This is a genomic window from Corynebacterium stationis, from assembly GCF_001941345.1.
Classification (GTDB): domain Bacteria; phylum Actinomycetota; class Actinomycetes; order Mycobacteriales; family Mycobacteriaceae; genus Corynebacterium; species Corynebacterium stationis.
This window is the reverse complement of record NZ_CP009251.1, coordinates 2,215,588-2,231,460: the sequence shown is the minus strand read 5'-3', so window position 1 is coordinate 2,231,460 and position 15,873 is coordinate 2,215,588. Positions and strand designations below refer to the sequence as shown.

Below are 15,873 nucleotides of genomic sequence, written 5' to 3'. Positions count from 1 at the left end.
TGGAAGGAGTAGCACCCGTCCGGCGCTTCTCCACGTATTATCGAAGGTTGGGTATCCAGGGCTTTGGTTTTGGACAGACTAGAAAACCAGGATCATGCTAAGGAAGGTCAGTGAGACAAGGAGGAGCGGTTACGGAATATAGCCGGGGTGTTCCCATATAATTTGTCGACCTAGAGCGTGTGCGTTGCAGGGCCAAGCGAGATGTCCGGTTTATTTCCGTATTGATATCGTGCCGATAGTGCTAATAGCGGTGAGGGTTTTTAACATCATATTTGTCGTTAGCGGTGCGCTTATGCAACACAGACCCTGCCTCTAGCTCGCCATAACACTTGGATTTTCGTCACGGCGAACATGACGTTGGATCATCGACGCGATTGAGCGGAACGGACGCATCACCAGTCATCGTGAGGATTTGTGTGGCGGATCTCGGCCCTGCTCCGGGCATGGCTAGAAGTAGTTGTGTCTGCGGTATTTCTTCGACGAGCTCGATGACTTCGGCTTCTAATTCCTCGCGGTGCTCAAGTTTGAGTACCGCATCAAATGCCTATGTAACCACTCCTAACTCGAGGTATATCGCACCTGCGATTTGGGATGATTGGACAGCAATGGCGGCAAATATTGCGCCAGTAACTGATGCAGAATTACGAGCACAATGTTTGCGTGCAAAGGTATTAATCCGGACTGTGACCCACCGATTGATCGTTGCCGGCCTCCATGCTTAGCTAGCAGGTGCAATACCCATTTCCAGTAATCGCCTGTCCACGCAATCCCGCTAAAATACAGGATTTGATCCAACTAACGCGGAAAGTATTTGGTTGTTTAAGCGCGTATAAGCCCCGTCGCGAGCTCCTTCGATACCATTGAGAAATTTAGCTGGAGGAAATTTTCTTCTACGCGGCCGACCTGGAAGGAAAACAAAAAAGATATTTCCCAGCATGGTTATCGGATAGTTGGCGCATAGCCAGTCTGGGTAGGTAGCGAACGTTTACTCCGATATTTTGCGCGGCCGGGATGCTCAGCCGCCCGTTGTTCTTCCGCTCACCGATCACGAGAAGGCTCTTGGTTCTAGTAGCTGCATACTTAGTGAAGAGTTTCTGAAGCCACTGCTCGTGCTAATTAACGCGGTTGGATGGGACTGGATTGCCGACTGAGTGGAGGTTGTAAGCGCAGTGGAAATGTTTGCCCGACATCCATTTCGATGGCATAGCCGTATACCATCTTTAACCTCCTAGCGAAGGGAAACGAAACTGGGTCATTGTATTGCTGGTGTTGGACATACTTCCGGCTTGCATTGACTTTACGTTGAGTCTCTGGACGTGATTGCGCAGGTCAGGGTCCTATCAAACTATTGAGAATAGGCCACTGCCTTTAGCACCATCGCTCCAGGTTCCTTTTCACACAGGACGACAAGCAGCCCTACCAAAGCCAGCGAAGAATTTCCTCTCCTCGAAAAATGCGGACGGAACAGGCATAAACCGTCTTAGCGCAAGGGATAGGTTATGGATCAACTGCTTCCTCAAACGAAGCTGCTAACAGTGTAATGGGGGGGAGGTTTGCCTGTCACGCAGAATTTACTGCATAACCTAGCGGTGGCCGGTAGCCTTAGTGGTTAGGTCCCCTTCCCTGTGACGGGAAAGTATCTACCGTACCGCCCGTGACTCTTTGCACTCCGCCTAGATGAAGGGCAGATGAAATCGAGGATGAGGTAAAAACCATGCTTAGCCGATTGGATCAGAAGCCCCGCCCGAACCAGCCACTGGTGATGTTGTTGGGAAATGATATTGATGAAGAGGATCATGATCTTCTCTTCCCAGCCTTGCGTGATCAGGGCATTTCGGTCATCCGAGTGCATCCTTATGAGTTGACTGTGGAAGTGGCTGACGAGGAGTTTTCTTTTTTGGTTGCCGGCCAGAAAATAGAGCCAGATTTGGTGGTCGGATGGGTTCTTGAAGACCTTCTGTACCCAGGCATGGCTCAATTGGAAGCTTTCTCAGCTGCTGGCATACCTGTAATTAACGAAGCGCTTACTTTGTTCCGTGCTCAGAACAAATTTGTCACGAGTGCCCTTTTGGCAGCAGAGAGGGCTTTGAGCTATCCGGTGATCACCGGTCGTGAGCCAGAGTTGTTCGAGGATTGGATAAGTGGAAGGAGCGAGCCAGCAGTATTAAAACCCTTGTTTGGCTTCGGGGGAGAGGGGCTGCGGCGAGTTCAGAATGGAGAAGAGGCTTCGGAAATTCTTGCCACTCTGAAGCAAAGTAACGAACCCTATTACGCCATGCCCTGGGTGGATAATCCTGGTCGAGACATCCGAGTCTACACAATCAACCACGTGCCAGTGTTTGCAATGTATCGCTATGCTCCATCAGGCCAATGGATCACCAATGTGCGTGCGGGCGGTGAAATCGCCATGTGCCCTTTGACTGATTCCATCATCTCACTCGCTTCACAGGCGTCTCGAGCTGTAGGAACACTGATTGGCGGAATAGATATCGGGGAGGATCAGACTACTGGCGAACTAGTTGTCTATGAAGTAAATTCCTGTCCAAGTTGTGAACCTCCGGTCCTTGAGGCTCTGACAGATTTTTTAGCTGCCGCTGCCCGCGATCTGGACTCAGCGCTAATGAATTGGCGTCCGGAAAAAGTCTACGACCGCCTCGATGAAGATGCTGCTCTTTTCCATCGCAGTAAGCAGAGGCTGATCCGTAAGTGATGTTACAAGATCCGTCCGCTTTTCGGACACTGAGAGACCGTGTGGTTGCGATAGTGACTCCTTTAGGGCGGGGCTAAGCGGATTTTCCCATTTAGAGGATAAACAGAAAGGATCGCAAAAGTAGGCAGAGCTAGAAGACCCAGTTCACTCTTCGCTGGATAAATTACTCCGGGGAGTGACAGAGTCCACGACGGAATCTCCCACTTGGCAGGACCACAGATACGGCATCAACACTGAACGTCGCTGCTCACTAAATCTCTTAAACAAAATAGTAAGAGATAAAACAGATCGCGCCGCGAGATAAGAACACTGTTCCAACCTCACGGCGTTACCTGTCAACCATCAGTCAGGGCATAGTTTCAGCTATGTACCTACTGAGGACGCAGGGGTGGCTGACGGGGCTCGAACCCGCGACACCCAGGATCACAACCTGGTGCTCTACCAGCTGAACTACAGCCACCATTGCTGCCCTTAAGCAGCGTATTAAAGACTATCTTACGAAGTTCAAATTACAAAAACGCCTGGTAGGAGGCGGTTGATTCCTTGGCAGCTTCGGTCGCTTCGGTAGAGGTGGGACCCTCGTCTGTGCGGAATACGGAGCGACGGTAGTAGTCGAGTTCGCGGATAGATTCGACGATGTCGGCAAGTGCTCGGTGGGCAAGGCCCTTATCGGGCTGGTTGAAATACGCGCGCGGGTGCCAACGGCGGGCGAGTTCCTTGATGGTCGAAACATCAATCATGCGGTAATGCAGTGCTTTGTCAAGGCGCGGCATGTATTCACGGATGAAAGCGCGGTCAGTGGCAATGGAATTGCCGGCCAGGGGTGCGGGGTGTTCAGGGTCGCAGTGCTTTTCGATGAGTTCCAGAACCGCGGTTTCGGCCTCCGCCAACGTTGTTGTCGCGGCCTTGATTTCTTCTGTCAGGCCAGAGGAATTGTGCATGTTGGTAACAAAGTCATCCATCTCTGCCAGTTCTTCGTTGGTGGCGTGGATGACGATATCGAGTCCCTCGCCGACCACGTTGAGACCCGCGTCGGTAATGATTGCGGCGATTTCCACAATGGTGTGGCGCTTGGGATCGAGTCCGGTCATTTCCAGATCGATCCACACGAGGCGGTCATGTTTGGCAGGGGTTTGAGAAGCAGTCATGAAAGCTATCTTAACCGTTGGCATCACGCTGGATTTACTACCCCTGAAATAGGGAGTTTTGCAAAGTTCGCTAATTTTGTGAGATGGTTAACATTGCTGGTAGCTTCAATTTCTGTCGAATAAATGAATTTATGATGTGAAAACGTTGAAAGAAATTTAGTGGTCTAGTCCACTTTTGGGACCGAAGTAGGGTAAGATTTTCTTCATCTGACACGAACCTTCGCGTTGGGTGTGTGCGAAAAATCTCAAACAAAAGGAGCCCACATGGCAGCCTTACTCGATTGGCTAAACGGCGTTATCTGGTCCCCGGCATTGGTTTTCCTTTGCTTGGCGGCCGGCGTCTACTTCACAATCGTCACTAAATTCATCCAGATCCGTGGAATCCCAGACATGCTTAAGCAACTTGTGCGGGGTGAAAGGTCTGAGAATGGTGTCTCATCTTTTGAGTCCCTCATGATGTCATTGGCGGGACGCGTTGGTGTTGGCAACATCGCGGGTGTTGCAACCGCTATTGCTTTCGGTGGCCCAGGCGCGGTTTTTTGGATGTGGACCGTGGCATTGCTGGGCTCCGCAACGTCATTTATCGAATGTACTCTTGCTCAAATCTATAAAGAGCAGGACAAGGATACCGGTGAGTACCGCGGTGGCCCGGCTTATTACATTGAAAAGGCGTACGCCCACACCAAGGCTGCTCCATTTATGCTGATTTACGGCATTGTCTTCGCAGTCGCGATGATTTTGGCAACTGCATACTTCCTCCCAGGCATTCAGGCCAACGGTGTTTCTTCTGCTGTTGAAAATGCTTGGGGCATCAGCACCACCATCACCGGTGTAACTTTGGCAGTCGTCCTCGCGGTTATTGTTGTCGGCGGTGTGAAGCGTATTGCATCGTTTGCTTCCATGGTGGTTCCATTCATGGCAGTCATCTACATCATTATTGCGTTTATCATTCTGTTCATTAACTACCAGGACATTCCCGAAGTATTCAGTCTGATTTTCACCTCCGCATTCAACCTGAACGCTGGATTTGGAGGCATGCTGGGCGTCGCTATCATGTGGGGTGTTCGCCGCGGTATCTACTCCAATGAAGCTGGTCAGGGTACTGGTCCGCAGCACGCTGCCGCAGCAGAAGTTTCGCACCCAGCCAAGCAGGGCTTTGTTCAGGCATTCGCTGTCTACGTTGACACCTTGTTCGTATGCTCCGCCACTGCATTCATCATCATCTCTACTGATATGTACCGCGTGTTCGAGGGCGAAAGTGAAGATGGTGCTATCCGCTACGAAGGTCAAATGCTGCCTTCTGACACTGCGGTAGGACCTGGATTCGTGCAAGAAGGTATGGATGCTCACTTCTCTGGTTTCGGTCCAAGCTTCGTGGCTCTAGCAATTATGTTCTTCGCCTTTACCACTGTGCTGGCGTACTACTACATGGCAGAGACCAACCTGGCTTACTTCAACCGCTGGATTCCAAACGCCAATGTGCGCCGCGGCATCATTTGGGTGTTGCGAGTTCTCGTTGTTATCTCCGTTGTAGTTGGTGCAACTTCTGCATCTGGTGCTGCATGGGCACTGGGAGATATCGGTGTTGGCGCTACTGCATGGCTCAATGTCATCGGGATTATTATCCTTCAGGGTCCAGCTCTCAAGGCGATGAAGGATTACTACGAGCAGAAGAAGGCGGGCAAAGATCCTCAGTTCGACCCAGAGGCATTGGGAATCAAAAACGCTACTTTCTGGGAAAAGCGTAAATTGCAAAATCCAGAGTTGTACGGAAACGCACCTGTATCTCGTCCAGCTGAAACTACACCAGTTCAGGAGTAAAAACCTGACTGATTCGGTGGAACTGTTCGTATAAACCAAAGGGATCACTATGGAAAAACTTCATAGTGATCCCTTTTTGTTCTAACACAAGCGCAGATTGATCTCTTATGCAAAACACGAGCGCAGGTTATTCTCACACGTAAAACGAGAACGAAGTGAGCGTTTTATCCCATCTTGGAGTAAAACTTACCCATCAGCGGCGCTAAAGCTGGGGTAGGGAGAATCTGGGAGACGACATTCATCGCTTTGGACAAAGGCCCGGGCACGACGCGGCGCTGGTTCTTGGCCATGGCGTTTAAGGTCTCTTCGGAACAGGACTCGTAGGTAGTCCATAAAAAATCTGGCACGACCTTGTCCACGATGGACTTTTCAGAGTCAGCAATGACGGCATCGCGCACAGGTCCTGGTGCGAGCAGAGTGCAGGTCACTCCGGTTTTCTTAAGTTCGTAGTGCAGTGCTTCGGTAAAGGCATTTACACCAGCCTTGGTAAACACGTAGGTCGCGTTATACGGGATGGGCACATTGCCCGCAGCTGAGCCCACATTGCAGATAGCGCCGGATTTACGCGGCAGCATTTGCTCTAGTGCTGCACGCGTTAGCCGGTGTACCGCAGTGGCGTTGAGGTGAAACTGATCGGTTTCGTACTGCCAGTCCTGCTCCATAAAGGCGCCAAAGCTCGCAATGCCCGCAGAGTTGATAATGATGTGGATGTTGACCTCAGCCATCTTCGCAATGACGTCATCTACTGCATCTTCTTTGGACAGATCTGCGGGCCAGCAAAGGGCGTCGATGCCGTAGTTGCCGACGAATTCATCGACAAGCGACTGCAAAACCTCCTGCCTGCGGGCAACGAGGATGACATTATGACCTAGCTTTGCCAAGTCGCGTGCCATCGCTTCACCGATGCCCTGACTAGCGCCAGTGATGAGCGCGTAGGAATCTTTAGCGGGGGAGGGAAGTGCCATGGTGGGTGGAAATCCTTTCACTTCAGGCAAAAATATTCAGTGCTTGTTTCTGTACTTGTTCTAGCTCTCAAATCTACTGCACCCGTGGTCTACCCGAGTAGCTCAACCGCCTTGAAGGCATATCGACCTTGAGAAATAGTTTCCCATGGAATTAATTGTCTTGGCGTGAAGTTGTACCGCTTGGACAAACACTCATCGAAAGGGAGACAGTGACAAAGCTTTTTGATTCGGTACAAATCGGCCGATACAACCTCGACAACCGCGTAACCATGGCGCCTTTGACCCGCCAACGTGCTGGCGAAGACGGCACCCCTACCGAATTGCACAAGGAATACTATTCCCAGCGTGCATCCGCTGGCCTAGTAGTAACCGAAGGAGTATTCCCGGCATATAGCTGCCGTTCTTTCCCTGGCCAGGCAGGTCTTGCTACCGATGAGCACACGGAAGCCTGGAAGCCTGTGGCTGAGGCCGTGCATGAGCGTGATGGCGTCATCTTTGCTCAGGTAATGCATGGTGGACGTACCTCGCACCCTGACCTTTTGCGCGATGCGCCGGTAAAAGCACCTAGTGCTCTTGCTACCGGTGGGGAAGTTCGTGGCTTTGGCGGAAAGACCGAAGGCGTGGTTCCTGAGGCGCTGACCACGGAGGAGATCGCTCAGGTCATCGAGGAGTTTCGACTCAGCGCGCGCCGGGCTATCGATGCCGGCCTAGATGGCATCGAAGTCCACGGTGCAAACGGCTATTTGCTCCATGAGTTTATGGCTCCAAACTCCAATGTGCGCGAGGATGAATATGGCGGAAGCCCCGCTAACCGTGCGCGGCTGACCGCGGAGATTATCCGCGCGGTCGCTGAGGAAATTGGTGCAGACCGCACTGCGGTGCGTATTTCCCCACAGCACAATATTCAGGGCATTGCGGAAGTTGATGAGGACGAAACCATCGCGACCTACCAGGCACTCTTTGAGCAGATCACAGACCTCAAACTCGCGTATGTCTCCGTACTCGCAAATGACCCACAAAGCCCGGTTGCAACTGAACTGCGTCAACAGATCCAGCACACCCACGGTTGGCCTTTACTGCTCAACACCGGTTTTGCAGTGGTGACCCAGCTGGATGAAGCACAAAAGATTGTCGATGAACTAGGTGCCGACGCCGCTGTGGTTGGCCGCATGCTCATTGCCAACCCAGACCTAGTGGAGCGCTGGAAGAGCGGCGCGGAACTCAACGAGCCCGACACGGCCACCTTCTACGCTGGTGGACCAAAGGGCTACACCGATTACCCAACTCTAGTCCGCGTATAAGTACTAAGACTCGTTTACTACGCCAGCCTGGAAGTGAGCGGTGATCCAACCCGGATCAGTAATCGCGGTGCCAACAATGATGGCGTTCGCTCCTAGTTCCAGGCCCTTGGCAGCATCAGCTGGTGAGGAAAAACGCCCCTCACCAATGAGGAAAACATCGGGGCCGATAAGCTTTCGCGTTTGCTCAAGTGCCTCAAAATCAGGACCGTCCGTCTTCGGGCGGTCTTCTGTGTATCCAGCCAATGTCGTGGATACGATGTCCGCGCCGGCATCCGCAGCGGCTTTAGCCTGTTCTGGGGTAGCGCAGTCTGCCATGAAGAGAATGCCTTCTGCGTGCGCAGTCTCAATAAGGTCAGCCAAGGCGGAGCCATCTGGACGGTCACGGAAGGTTGCATCCGCGCACACAACTGCAGCGCCAGCTTGGGCTACTGCGCGCACTGATTCGCGTGTCGGTGTGATGTAGACGCCCACCGTGCCTTCTTTGGTCAGGCCAAACACTGGGACATCTACGGCGTTGCTGATGGATGCAATATCCTCCACTCCGCCATAGCCGCCACAGCGAATGGCAGGTGATCCGCCATTGACGCATGCTTTCGCAATCGCGGTCAGAGCATGCGTATCGCGTAAGGCATGTCCATCCGGTGCTTGTGCGGAGACAATTACCTTGCCTTCAATCAGTGGGCGGAGTTTCTCAAAAGATAGCTTCATGCCAGTCATTCTTTCTGTGTCTTAAAGATTCAATGCTTTAAAAATTGTGGTGGGTTTTAACCCAGGTGGGTGGTGGCAAGAACACCGGCGCCGATGAGCGGAGAATTGTCACCGAGCCTAGCGCGGATAACCGGGGTGGATTTATTGGGTGCTAGCGCAGAGGAAGAAAGGCCTGCGCGGATTGGTTCCAAAACTCTTTCTCCGAGGCTGGCCAAGCCACCGCCGATGATGATTGCGTCAGCATCGAAAGCTGTCACTATCGCACCCAAGGTTTGTCCCAGGCCAGTGAGATTTCCCTTCAAAATGGACTCAAAGTGCACGTCTTCTTCGGTGATATCTTCCAACCTAGTGTCTGTAGGTTCGAGCTCACGCCAGGCAATTTCGCCGATAGCTGGGGTGTGGCCTTCTTCAATATCGTTGTAATAGATGGTTAATCCGGTCCCCGAAGCGACCAGTTCTGCGCGCTGGGCATATCCAAACGCATCAGAGGTGACCAACTCTGAAAACTCCCCGGCGGTCGCACGTGGGGAAGTAAGTAATACGCGGTCATCAATGACTGCGCCGCCTAGGCCTGTGCCAAGGGAGATAAACAGCACCCGCGAATAATCAGAGTGGCCACCGTGTTTGAATTCACCAAGCCCGAATGCGCGAACATCATTGGTGGCGATGCTCGGCAATCCGGTCTCTTTAAACACCAAGTCATACAGGTTAGTGCCTTGCCAACCGGGCATAGTGGCCCCAGCGTAGGTAACAATCCCAGTGGCAGTATCCACCACTCCGGGGGCAGCAATGCCTACGCGCGCTGGTTCAAGGCCTGCCGTCTTTGCTGCTGCGAGAGCCTGCTCGAGCGCTAGGCAAACCTGCTGATAAGCGGTCGAATTGGCTGGTTGGCTAGGGATGCGCCCTAGGGCTAAAACCGTGGTGGGTTGTGTATCGGGGATGAGACCATAGGCGATCTTTGTACCACCGATATCAAGTGTGATTGTGCAAAAGCTAGGCATGAGGTCTCCACTTTGCTACTATGAGCTACATTACTTATAAGACATCATACAGGTTGGCGGCAGGTGAGAAGCTCCTAGGCGTAAAAATCTTGGCCAAATGCTTTGAAGTTCGATTTACACATGCAACACAGACCAGAAGAGGTAATAACTACCATGATGGTGCACTCAGAAAGCCAGGCGCCCAAAGATCTATTTAGCGGCGATATCACCGGGCTGTTTTATGACGGTGTGAATTTGCCACGTCCCGCAACTTTGACGTTGATTAACGGAGTCCTAGACACCGTCGTTGACGCTGTTGATGCAACCGAGTTTGATGAATCCGCTGGTGCGGAATGGCACGGTCCGTTGATTGTGCCAGGCTTTATTGACGTACATAATCATGGCGGTGCGGGCGGCGGTTTTCCTACGGGAACTATAGAAGAATGCATTGATGCTGCGATGTATCACCGTGCACGTGGCAGCACGACACTGTGGGCTTCTTTGGTTTCCGCGCCTGGGGATGAGTTAGTTGCACAAACGTCGTTGCTGGCAAGTTTGGCTCAACAGGGATATATCGCAGGCATTCACATGGAAGGCCCGTTTATCTCATCAGCTCGCTGTGGTGCGCAGAACCCTGTGAACATTATAGACGGTGACCCGGACATGTTTGCTGAGGTTATTTCTGCAGGTGAAGGATATTTGAAGTCCATTACCTTTGCGCCAGAAACCGCGCATGTGGATCAGCTTTTTGAACTATGTGCGCAGCATGGTGTCATCGCGTCATTGGGGCATACTAATGCTGACTTTGACACGATGGCGGCGGCTATCTCGCGTGGCCGTGAGATAGGTGCGACGGTGGCCGCCACGCACTTGTTCAATGCTATGCCGCAAATTCACCACCGCGCTCCAGGTGCAGCAGCAGCGCTTATTAGTGCCGGTGCCCGCGGGGAAATCGGACTAGAGGTCATTGCTGATGGCACACATTTAGATGATGGTGCTGTCGACATGGTGATCAATGCTGCGCCGCACAATTCTTTTGGCATCACGGACGCGATGGCTGCGGCGGGTAAGGCTGATGGCGATTATGTTCTTGGCGCACTGGATGTCACCGTCGCGGATGGAGTGGCGCGTTTGACCAATGGTGGTGCTATCGCTGGTGGTACCAGCACTTTGGCCGAGCAATTTTCCCGCCGGATGACGCGTGGTGCGAGCATCCGCCAAGCCAGTGCCTTTGTTACTGGCAATGTCGCTCGCGTAATGGGAATGGGTGAGCTGACCACAGTAATAACTGGAAAGCCAGCGGACCTGGTGGTATTTGCAAACGGTGGCGACTCGCTTCCCGAGTTGACCATTGCGGCTGGTCGTGCGCTATATCCACGAGCAACCTCGAAGTAGAAAGAAATTTTTTACATGGAAATACTAATCCGTCCTGACGCTGCGTCAGTTGCTCAGGCTGCAGCTGACATCATCGCGGACTATGCCGACCGTGGCGCAACACTGGGATTGGCCACAGGATCGACGCCGGTGGCTATGTACAAAGAACTCATCGCGAGATATCAGCGCGGGGAGCTGAGCTTTTCCCAGTCCCAAGCCTTCTTGCTGGATGAATACATTGGGCTGCCGCGTGAACATGAGCAATCTTATTTTGCGACCATTCGCCGGGAATTCACCTACCACATCGATATCGATGATGCCCGGGTGTATTCACCGGACGGAATGGCTGCACATCCTGATGACGCAGGACTTGCCTACGACAAAGCCATTGCTGAGGCCGGTGGCATCGACGTGCAAGTACTCGGCGTAGGCACAGACGGGCACATTGGATTTAACGAGCCCGGTAGCTCATTATCTTCTGGTACACGGATGAAGACACTGCATGCCAGCACTATTTCTGACAATGCGCGATTCTTTGAATCCACCCAAGATGTACCGGTTCACGTGCTAACCCAAGGCCTGGGCACGATTAGCCGTGGCGGGCATCTGATGCTGCTGGCCACGGGTGATAACAAAGCAGACGCTGTTGCGGCTTTGGCTGAAGGTCCGTTGAGTGCGATATGTCCGGCATCGATTCTGCAACTTCATCCGCACGCCACGGTGATCGTGGATGAGGCGGCAGCAGCGCGTCTTAAACACGCTGACTATTACCACTTCGTGGAAGCCAATAAACCTGGTTGGCAGGGCCATTGACCGAAAAACTGTCGCCGAAAATAGCCTAATTTTCTCATTCGATTTTCTAGTTTGATTTGAACTTTCATTATTTTTAAAGGAGTTTTCCCACCATGTCTAATGCATCTATCGCAAACCTCTCCGGTGTCATCCCGCCCGTTATCGTTCCCCTCAATGATGACCGGAGCTTTGACCGCGAATCCTACGTCACCCATTTGGAGCGCCTCATCGCCTCCGGCGTGCATGGCCTGTTCATCCTGGGATCTTCCGGGGAAGTTGCTTTCTCTACCCGTGAGCGTCGTCAGGAAATCCTGGAAGCAACCATGAGCATTGTCGATGGACGACTGCCGGTTCTTGCTGGGGTAGTGGACACTCAGACCGAACGTGTACTTGAGCATGTTCGCGATGCTGAAGCGGCAGGGGTTGACGGACTGGTTGCCACCGCACCGTTTTATGCACTGGGTGGATTGGAAGTAGTCGAAGCGCACTTCCGTGCCATTGCCAAAGCGACGGATCTGCCCGTGTATGCCTATGACATTCCTGTCTGCGTCAACGTCAAACTACCCGTAGATTTGTTGATGCGCCTTGCTGCGGATGGAGTAATCGCTGGCGTCAAAGATTCTTCGGGCGATGATGTGGCATTCCGGTGGTTGTGCCAGGCTAATGAAGACGCTGGTCACCCGCTACGTATTTTTACAGGGCACGAGGTTGTGGTTGATGGTGCTTACTTGTCTGGCGCAGATGGCAGCGTTCCTGGTCTGGGCAACGTTGATCCTGATGGATATGTCCGTCAATGGGATGCTTACCAAAATGGGGACTGGGAAACAGTGCGCGCCGAGCAAGAGCGTATCGCGCGCCTGATGCACATTGTGACTGTTACCAGCGGAGTATCCGGATTCGGAGCTGGTATTGGTGGGTTTAAGACTGCGTTGCAGTTGCTTAACGTTATCAAGACCAATCAGATGCCTCTGCCTGTTGCTCGCATGGAAGGCGAAAATGTTGAAGCAGTCCGCAAGGTACTGCAGGAGGCTAATTTGATCTAGTTTGATCTAGTTATTGCTTGCTTGAAGTCCAAACCGCCAAGGCGGACCTTGAGCCGGCAAGATTTTAGGCCCAGTTTCTGATGGAATTCATCCAGAAACTGGGCCTTCTGTGCGTGCAGGGTTAAGCGAGGGAGTTGAGCAGGGGAGCGTAGTGCTCATCAACAGCCACGAGGTAGGTGTCCAGGTCGCCAGCTTCGGCAGCGGTGAGCATCTTGCGGTGTGCGCGGGCGGTGTCTTCTAGCTCGTCAGTACGAACATCGGCACTAGTAAGTGCTTGCATGTGGATACTCCACAACGTGGTGCCGAGTTGGGATAGCAGCGCGGAGGTGTGGGTATAAAGCTGTTGATGGAAAGCATTGTCTTCATCCAAGAAAGGTTCGCCAGCCTGGGCTTTTTTCTCCATAGACGTCACAAGCGCGCTTAGCGCGGGGTTGGTGGAGCCATTAAGAGCGGCGACAATAGCGCGGGCAGAACCAATATCTAGCATCTTGCGAACTTCAACCACATCCCGCAAGGTATTGAGGCTGCCTGGTTCTAAAGAAGCTCGCAGCAAAATAGTTTCTGCCAACGGAGCTATGGACAAATTGCCGACAAAGGTGCCTTTGCCGCGTTCAACGCGGACGATATCTAAAGCTTGGAGCTGGCCGATGGCTTCGCGTATGGCTGAACGGGATCCTTGCAGTTCCTGAGAGAGTTGATTCTCAGAGGGGAGAGGATCGCCGGGATTTAGCTTGTGCGAAATAATGTAGCCTTTGATGGCTTGAATAACGCTACCTGTGCGGCTGAGCGATGGCAGGGGAGTAAAGCCGCCTGCCTGTGGGGCTGCGGAGTCGTTTCCCGCGGAGTTGGGGTATGTCATGGTGCCTTCAATCTCTTGCGGAATGAATACGGCAACTACGCTCTCTGCCTACGCACTGATGTCAGACAGGTAGGAGATGTGCCGTTGGGGTTGAAATTGTAGCAGCAGATGTTGAACGCTGCGTGAAGTTATCGGTATTTCTACTGTATTGGGGGTAGATGCCTGCTTGTTCGGCGGTCGTGTCAAATGGCGGATATGCTGGCGCAAGTCGGAAATCGCGGGGTGGCGGGGGTGGAATCGGGGGGTGTTTGTGTGGAGGTTTCTGGGGCAAAAGGTTTGTGTTCTGTTTATGGCGTGACCTGTGGGGACGGCCACATTTATTGAATGGGGCGGGTCACCTAGCCGCAATTTTGGAGATTGGCCACTCCCTTTTTGGTGAATGTGAGCGACCTAACCTATAGGATGTCTGATAAGCGATTCGCTAGGGGGCTGAGAAATGCATCCCGATGACGACCCGCAGCGTTTGAGATAAATGTTGACGTTTCAGCAATTTAATAGCAGGCGCAGCATTCTGTTTCCTCCATTACTCACCCAAAGAGAACAAGAGACAAGGTATTGAAGATGGCACACCTAAACCGCCGCGCGAAGGTCTTGACCGCAATGTTGGCCACTGCCGGACTCTTCGTCACAGCTTGTGGAAGCTCTGATGACACTTCCGACGCCGCAGGTGGTGCTGATGGCGCAGGCAACGGCACCATTATTTCCGGCGTTGCGTACGCAACCACCAACTACCACCCATCGTCGACCTCATCGGCATTGGCTATGGGTACCAACTGGCACGTAGTTGAAGGCCTATATGAGCAGGACCTTTCGGACTACTCCGTATACAAGGCTCTGGCCGCTGAAGACGAGCCAACAGAAATCTCCGACACGGAGTACGAGATTTCTATCCGTGAGGGCGCAAAGTTCTCCGACGGCTCCGATGTCACCTCTGCTGACGTCGTATCCTCCTTTGACCGCTCCATGGCCGAAGGCAATATCTATGCAGAAATGGTGGATTTTATTGACACCGTTGAAGCGAAAGATGATTCCACCATCACCTTGAAGCTGAAGTACCCATTCGAGCTGCTCAAGGAACGCCTCTCGGTAGTCAAGATTGTTCCTGAGTCTGCGACCGATGATGAGCTGACCAATATGCCTATCGGTTCTGGTCCTTACAAATATGAGTCGATTACTGACTCACAGGTTGTTGCGGTACCTAATGAGAATTACAACGGTGAAAAGGAAGCGAAGAACGCCAAGTTAATTTGGGACGTTCTGGTAGATGACACTGCACGTACCAACGCTGGTCAGTCCGGCGCAGCGGACGTTATTGAAAACGTATCTGCTGATAACGCTTCCTTGCTTGAGGGCGCTGGCATGACGATTGAAGAAAAGGATGGCTTCAACCTGCCATTCTTGCTCTTCAACACCGAGAAGGAACCGTTCAATGATGAGCGTGTCCGCCAGGCATTCCACCGCGCTATCGATAAGCAGCAGTTGGTGGATAACAATATGTCCGGGAAGGCAACCGAAGCAACATCCTTCCTGCCGGAAAGCCACCCAAACTACTCTGAGGCTGACACTGACCTGAGCTACGACCCAGAAGCAGCAAAATCGCTTCTGGAAGAAGCTGGCGCTGAAGATCTCTCGGTAACTTTGTTGACCACGGACCACACCTGGATTGAGCAGCTGTCCCCACAGATCAAAAACAATCTGGAGGCAGTGGGTATTACCGTCAACATCCAGTCCCAGGCTTCTGCTTCTCTTTATGCTGACTACTTGGATGTAGAAGACCCAACCTTCGATGTTGCGTTGGCTCCTGGTGACCCTTCAGTATTCGGGCAAGACCCAGCTTTGCTGATGAACTGGTGGTACGGAGACAACGTGTGGACCAAGCAGCGTTCCTTCTGGCAGGAATCTGACAAGGAAGCTTTCGACGAACTGCGGACCGTGCTCGATGAAGGCGTTCGTAAGCCAGCAGATGAAGCACAAGAGAACTGGGATACCGCCCAGGACATCATCGCAGAAAATGCTGTGGTCTACCCACTGTTCCACCGCTCCCTGCTGACTGCGTATAACCCCGAAAAGCTTGAGGGCTTCAAGGCAATCTCCACTACTGGCCTCCAACTGTTGGATACAACCGCTAGCGAATAATCAGGTTCACGAAAAGGCGTTGTGAACCCTAAAAGG

Annotated in this window: 12 protein-coding genes and 1 tRNA gene; 7 read left to right on the top strand and 6 right to left on the bottom strand. The window is 52.5% G+C overall.

All coding sequences use genetic code 11. The annotated features are described in order from the left end of the window. Positions 1 to 1,726 precede the first annotated feature (1,726 nt). Positions 1,727 to 2,710 (top strand): ATP-grasp domain-containing protein, encoded by a 984-nt coding sequence (locus CSTAT_RS10370; protein WP_244892833.1) that lies wholly within the window; start codon positions 1,727 to 1,729, stop codon positions 2,708 to 2,710. A 387-nt stretch (positions 2,711 to 3,097) separates the two neighbouring features. Here the strand turns inward: CSTAT_RS10370 and CSTAT_RS10365 are convergent. Continuing rightward, positions 3,098 to 3,170, bottom strand: a tRNA-His gene (locus tag CSTAT_RS10365). Between the two features lie 49 nt (positions 3,171 to 3,219). Next, positions 3,220 to 3,858: an oligoribonuclease gene (gene orn, locus CSTAT_RS10360; RefSeq protein WP_075723406.1), complete on the bottom strand. Its 639-nt coding sequence runs from the start codon at positions 3,856 to 3,858 to the stop codon at positions 3,220 to 3,222. Between the two features lie 264 nt (positions 3,859 to 4,122). On the opposite strand from orn, the gene CSTAT_RS10355 reads away from it, so the two are divergent. Next, on the top strand, positions 4,123 to 5,679 hold the full coding sequence (locus CSTAT_RS10355) for an alanine/glycine:cation symporter family protein (protein ID WP_075723404.1): 1,557 nt from the start codon (positions 4,123 to 4,125) through the stop codon (positions 5,677 to 5,679). Positions 5,680 to 5,843: 164 nt separating this feature from the next. Here CSTAT_RS10355 and cmrA read toward each other — a convergent pair whose 3' ends face one another. Next, positions 5,844 to 6,644 (bottom strand): mycolate reductase, encoded by an 801-nt coding sequence (gene cmrA / locus CSTAT_RS10350; RefSeq protein WP_075723402.1) that lies wholly within the window; start codon positions 6,642 to 6,644, stop codon positions 5,844 to 5,846. A 209-nt stretch (positions 6,645 to 6,853) separates the two neighbouring features. On the opposite strand from cmrA, the gene CSTAT_RS10345 reads away from it, so the two are divergent. Continuing rightward, positions 6,854 to 7,945: an alkene reductase gene (locus CSTAT_RS10345; RefSeq protein WP_075723400.1), complete on the top strand. Its 1,092-nt coding sequence runs from the start codon at positions 6,854 to 6,856 to the stop codon at positions 7,943 to 7,945. A gap of 3 nt (positions 7,946 to 7,948) precedes the next feature. Here CSTAT_RS10345 and CSTAT_RS10340 read toward each other — a convergent pair whose 3' ends face one another. Next, complete coding sequence (locus CSTAT_RS10340; protein ID WP_075723399.1) at positions 7,949 to 8,653, bottom strand: putative N-acetylmannosamine-6-phosphate 2-epimerase; 705 nt, start codon at positions 8,651 to 8,653, stop codon at positions 7,949 to 7,951. 56 nt (positions 8,654 to 8,709) lie between these two features. Further along, on the bottom strand, positions 8,710 to 9,654 hold the full coding sequence (locus CSTAT_RS10335) for an ROK family protein (protein ID WP_075723398.1): 945 nt from the start codon (positions 9,652 to 9,654) through the stop codon (positions 8,710 to 8,712). Between the two features lie 153 nt (positions 9,655 to 9,807). On the opposite strand from CSTAT_RS10335, the gene CSTAT_RS10330 reads away from it, so the two are divergent. From CSTAT_RS10330 to CSTAT_RS10320, 3 genes are all read left to right on the top strand, one after another. Continuing rightward, positions 9,808 to 11,028 (top strand): N-acetylglucosamine-6-phosphate deacetylase, encoded by a 1,221-nt coding sequence (locus CSTAT_RS10330; protein ID WP_066795901.1) that lies wholly within the window; start codon positions 9,808 to 9,810, stop codon positions 11,026 to 11,028. A 15-nt stretch (positions 11,029 to 11,043) separates the two neighbouring features. Next, the gene (gene nagB / locus CSTAT_RS10325; RefSeq protein WP_066795898.1) at positions 11,044 to 11,820 is read left to right on the top strand and encodes a glucosamine-6-phosphate deaminase; all 777 of its coding nucleotides are present in this window, start codon (positions 11,044 to 11,046) and stop codon (positions 11,818 to 11,820) included. 92 nt (positions 11,821 to 11,912) lie between these two features. Further along, entirely contained in the window at positions 11,913 to 12,842 is a 930-nt protein-coding gene (locus CSTAT_RS10320) for a dihydrodipicolinate synthase family protein (protein WP_066795895.1), read from the top strand. 121 nt (positions 12,843 to 12,963) lie between these two features. Here the strand turns inward: CSTAT_RS10320 and CSTAT_RS10315 are convergent, their stop codons facing one another. Further along, complete coding sequence (locus CSTAT_RS10315) at positions 12,964 to 13,701, bottom strand: FadR/GntR family transcriptional regulator (protein WP_075723397.1); 738 nt, start codon at positions 13,699 to 13,701, stop codon at positions 12,964 to 12,966. 561 nt (positions 13,702 to 14,262) lie between these two features. Between CSTAT_RS10315 and CSTAT_RS10310 the strand changes: the two genes are divergently transcribed. Then, positions 14,263 to 15,837 carry an ABC transporter substrate-binding protein gene (locus CSTAT_RS10310; protein ID WP_075723395.1) on the top strand — a complete coding sequence of 525 codons (1,575 nt, stop codon included), beginning with the start codon at positions 14,263 to 14,265 and terminating at the stop codon, positions 15,835 to 15,837. The last annotated feature ends 36 nt before the right edge of the window (positions 15,838 to 15,873 follow it).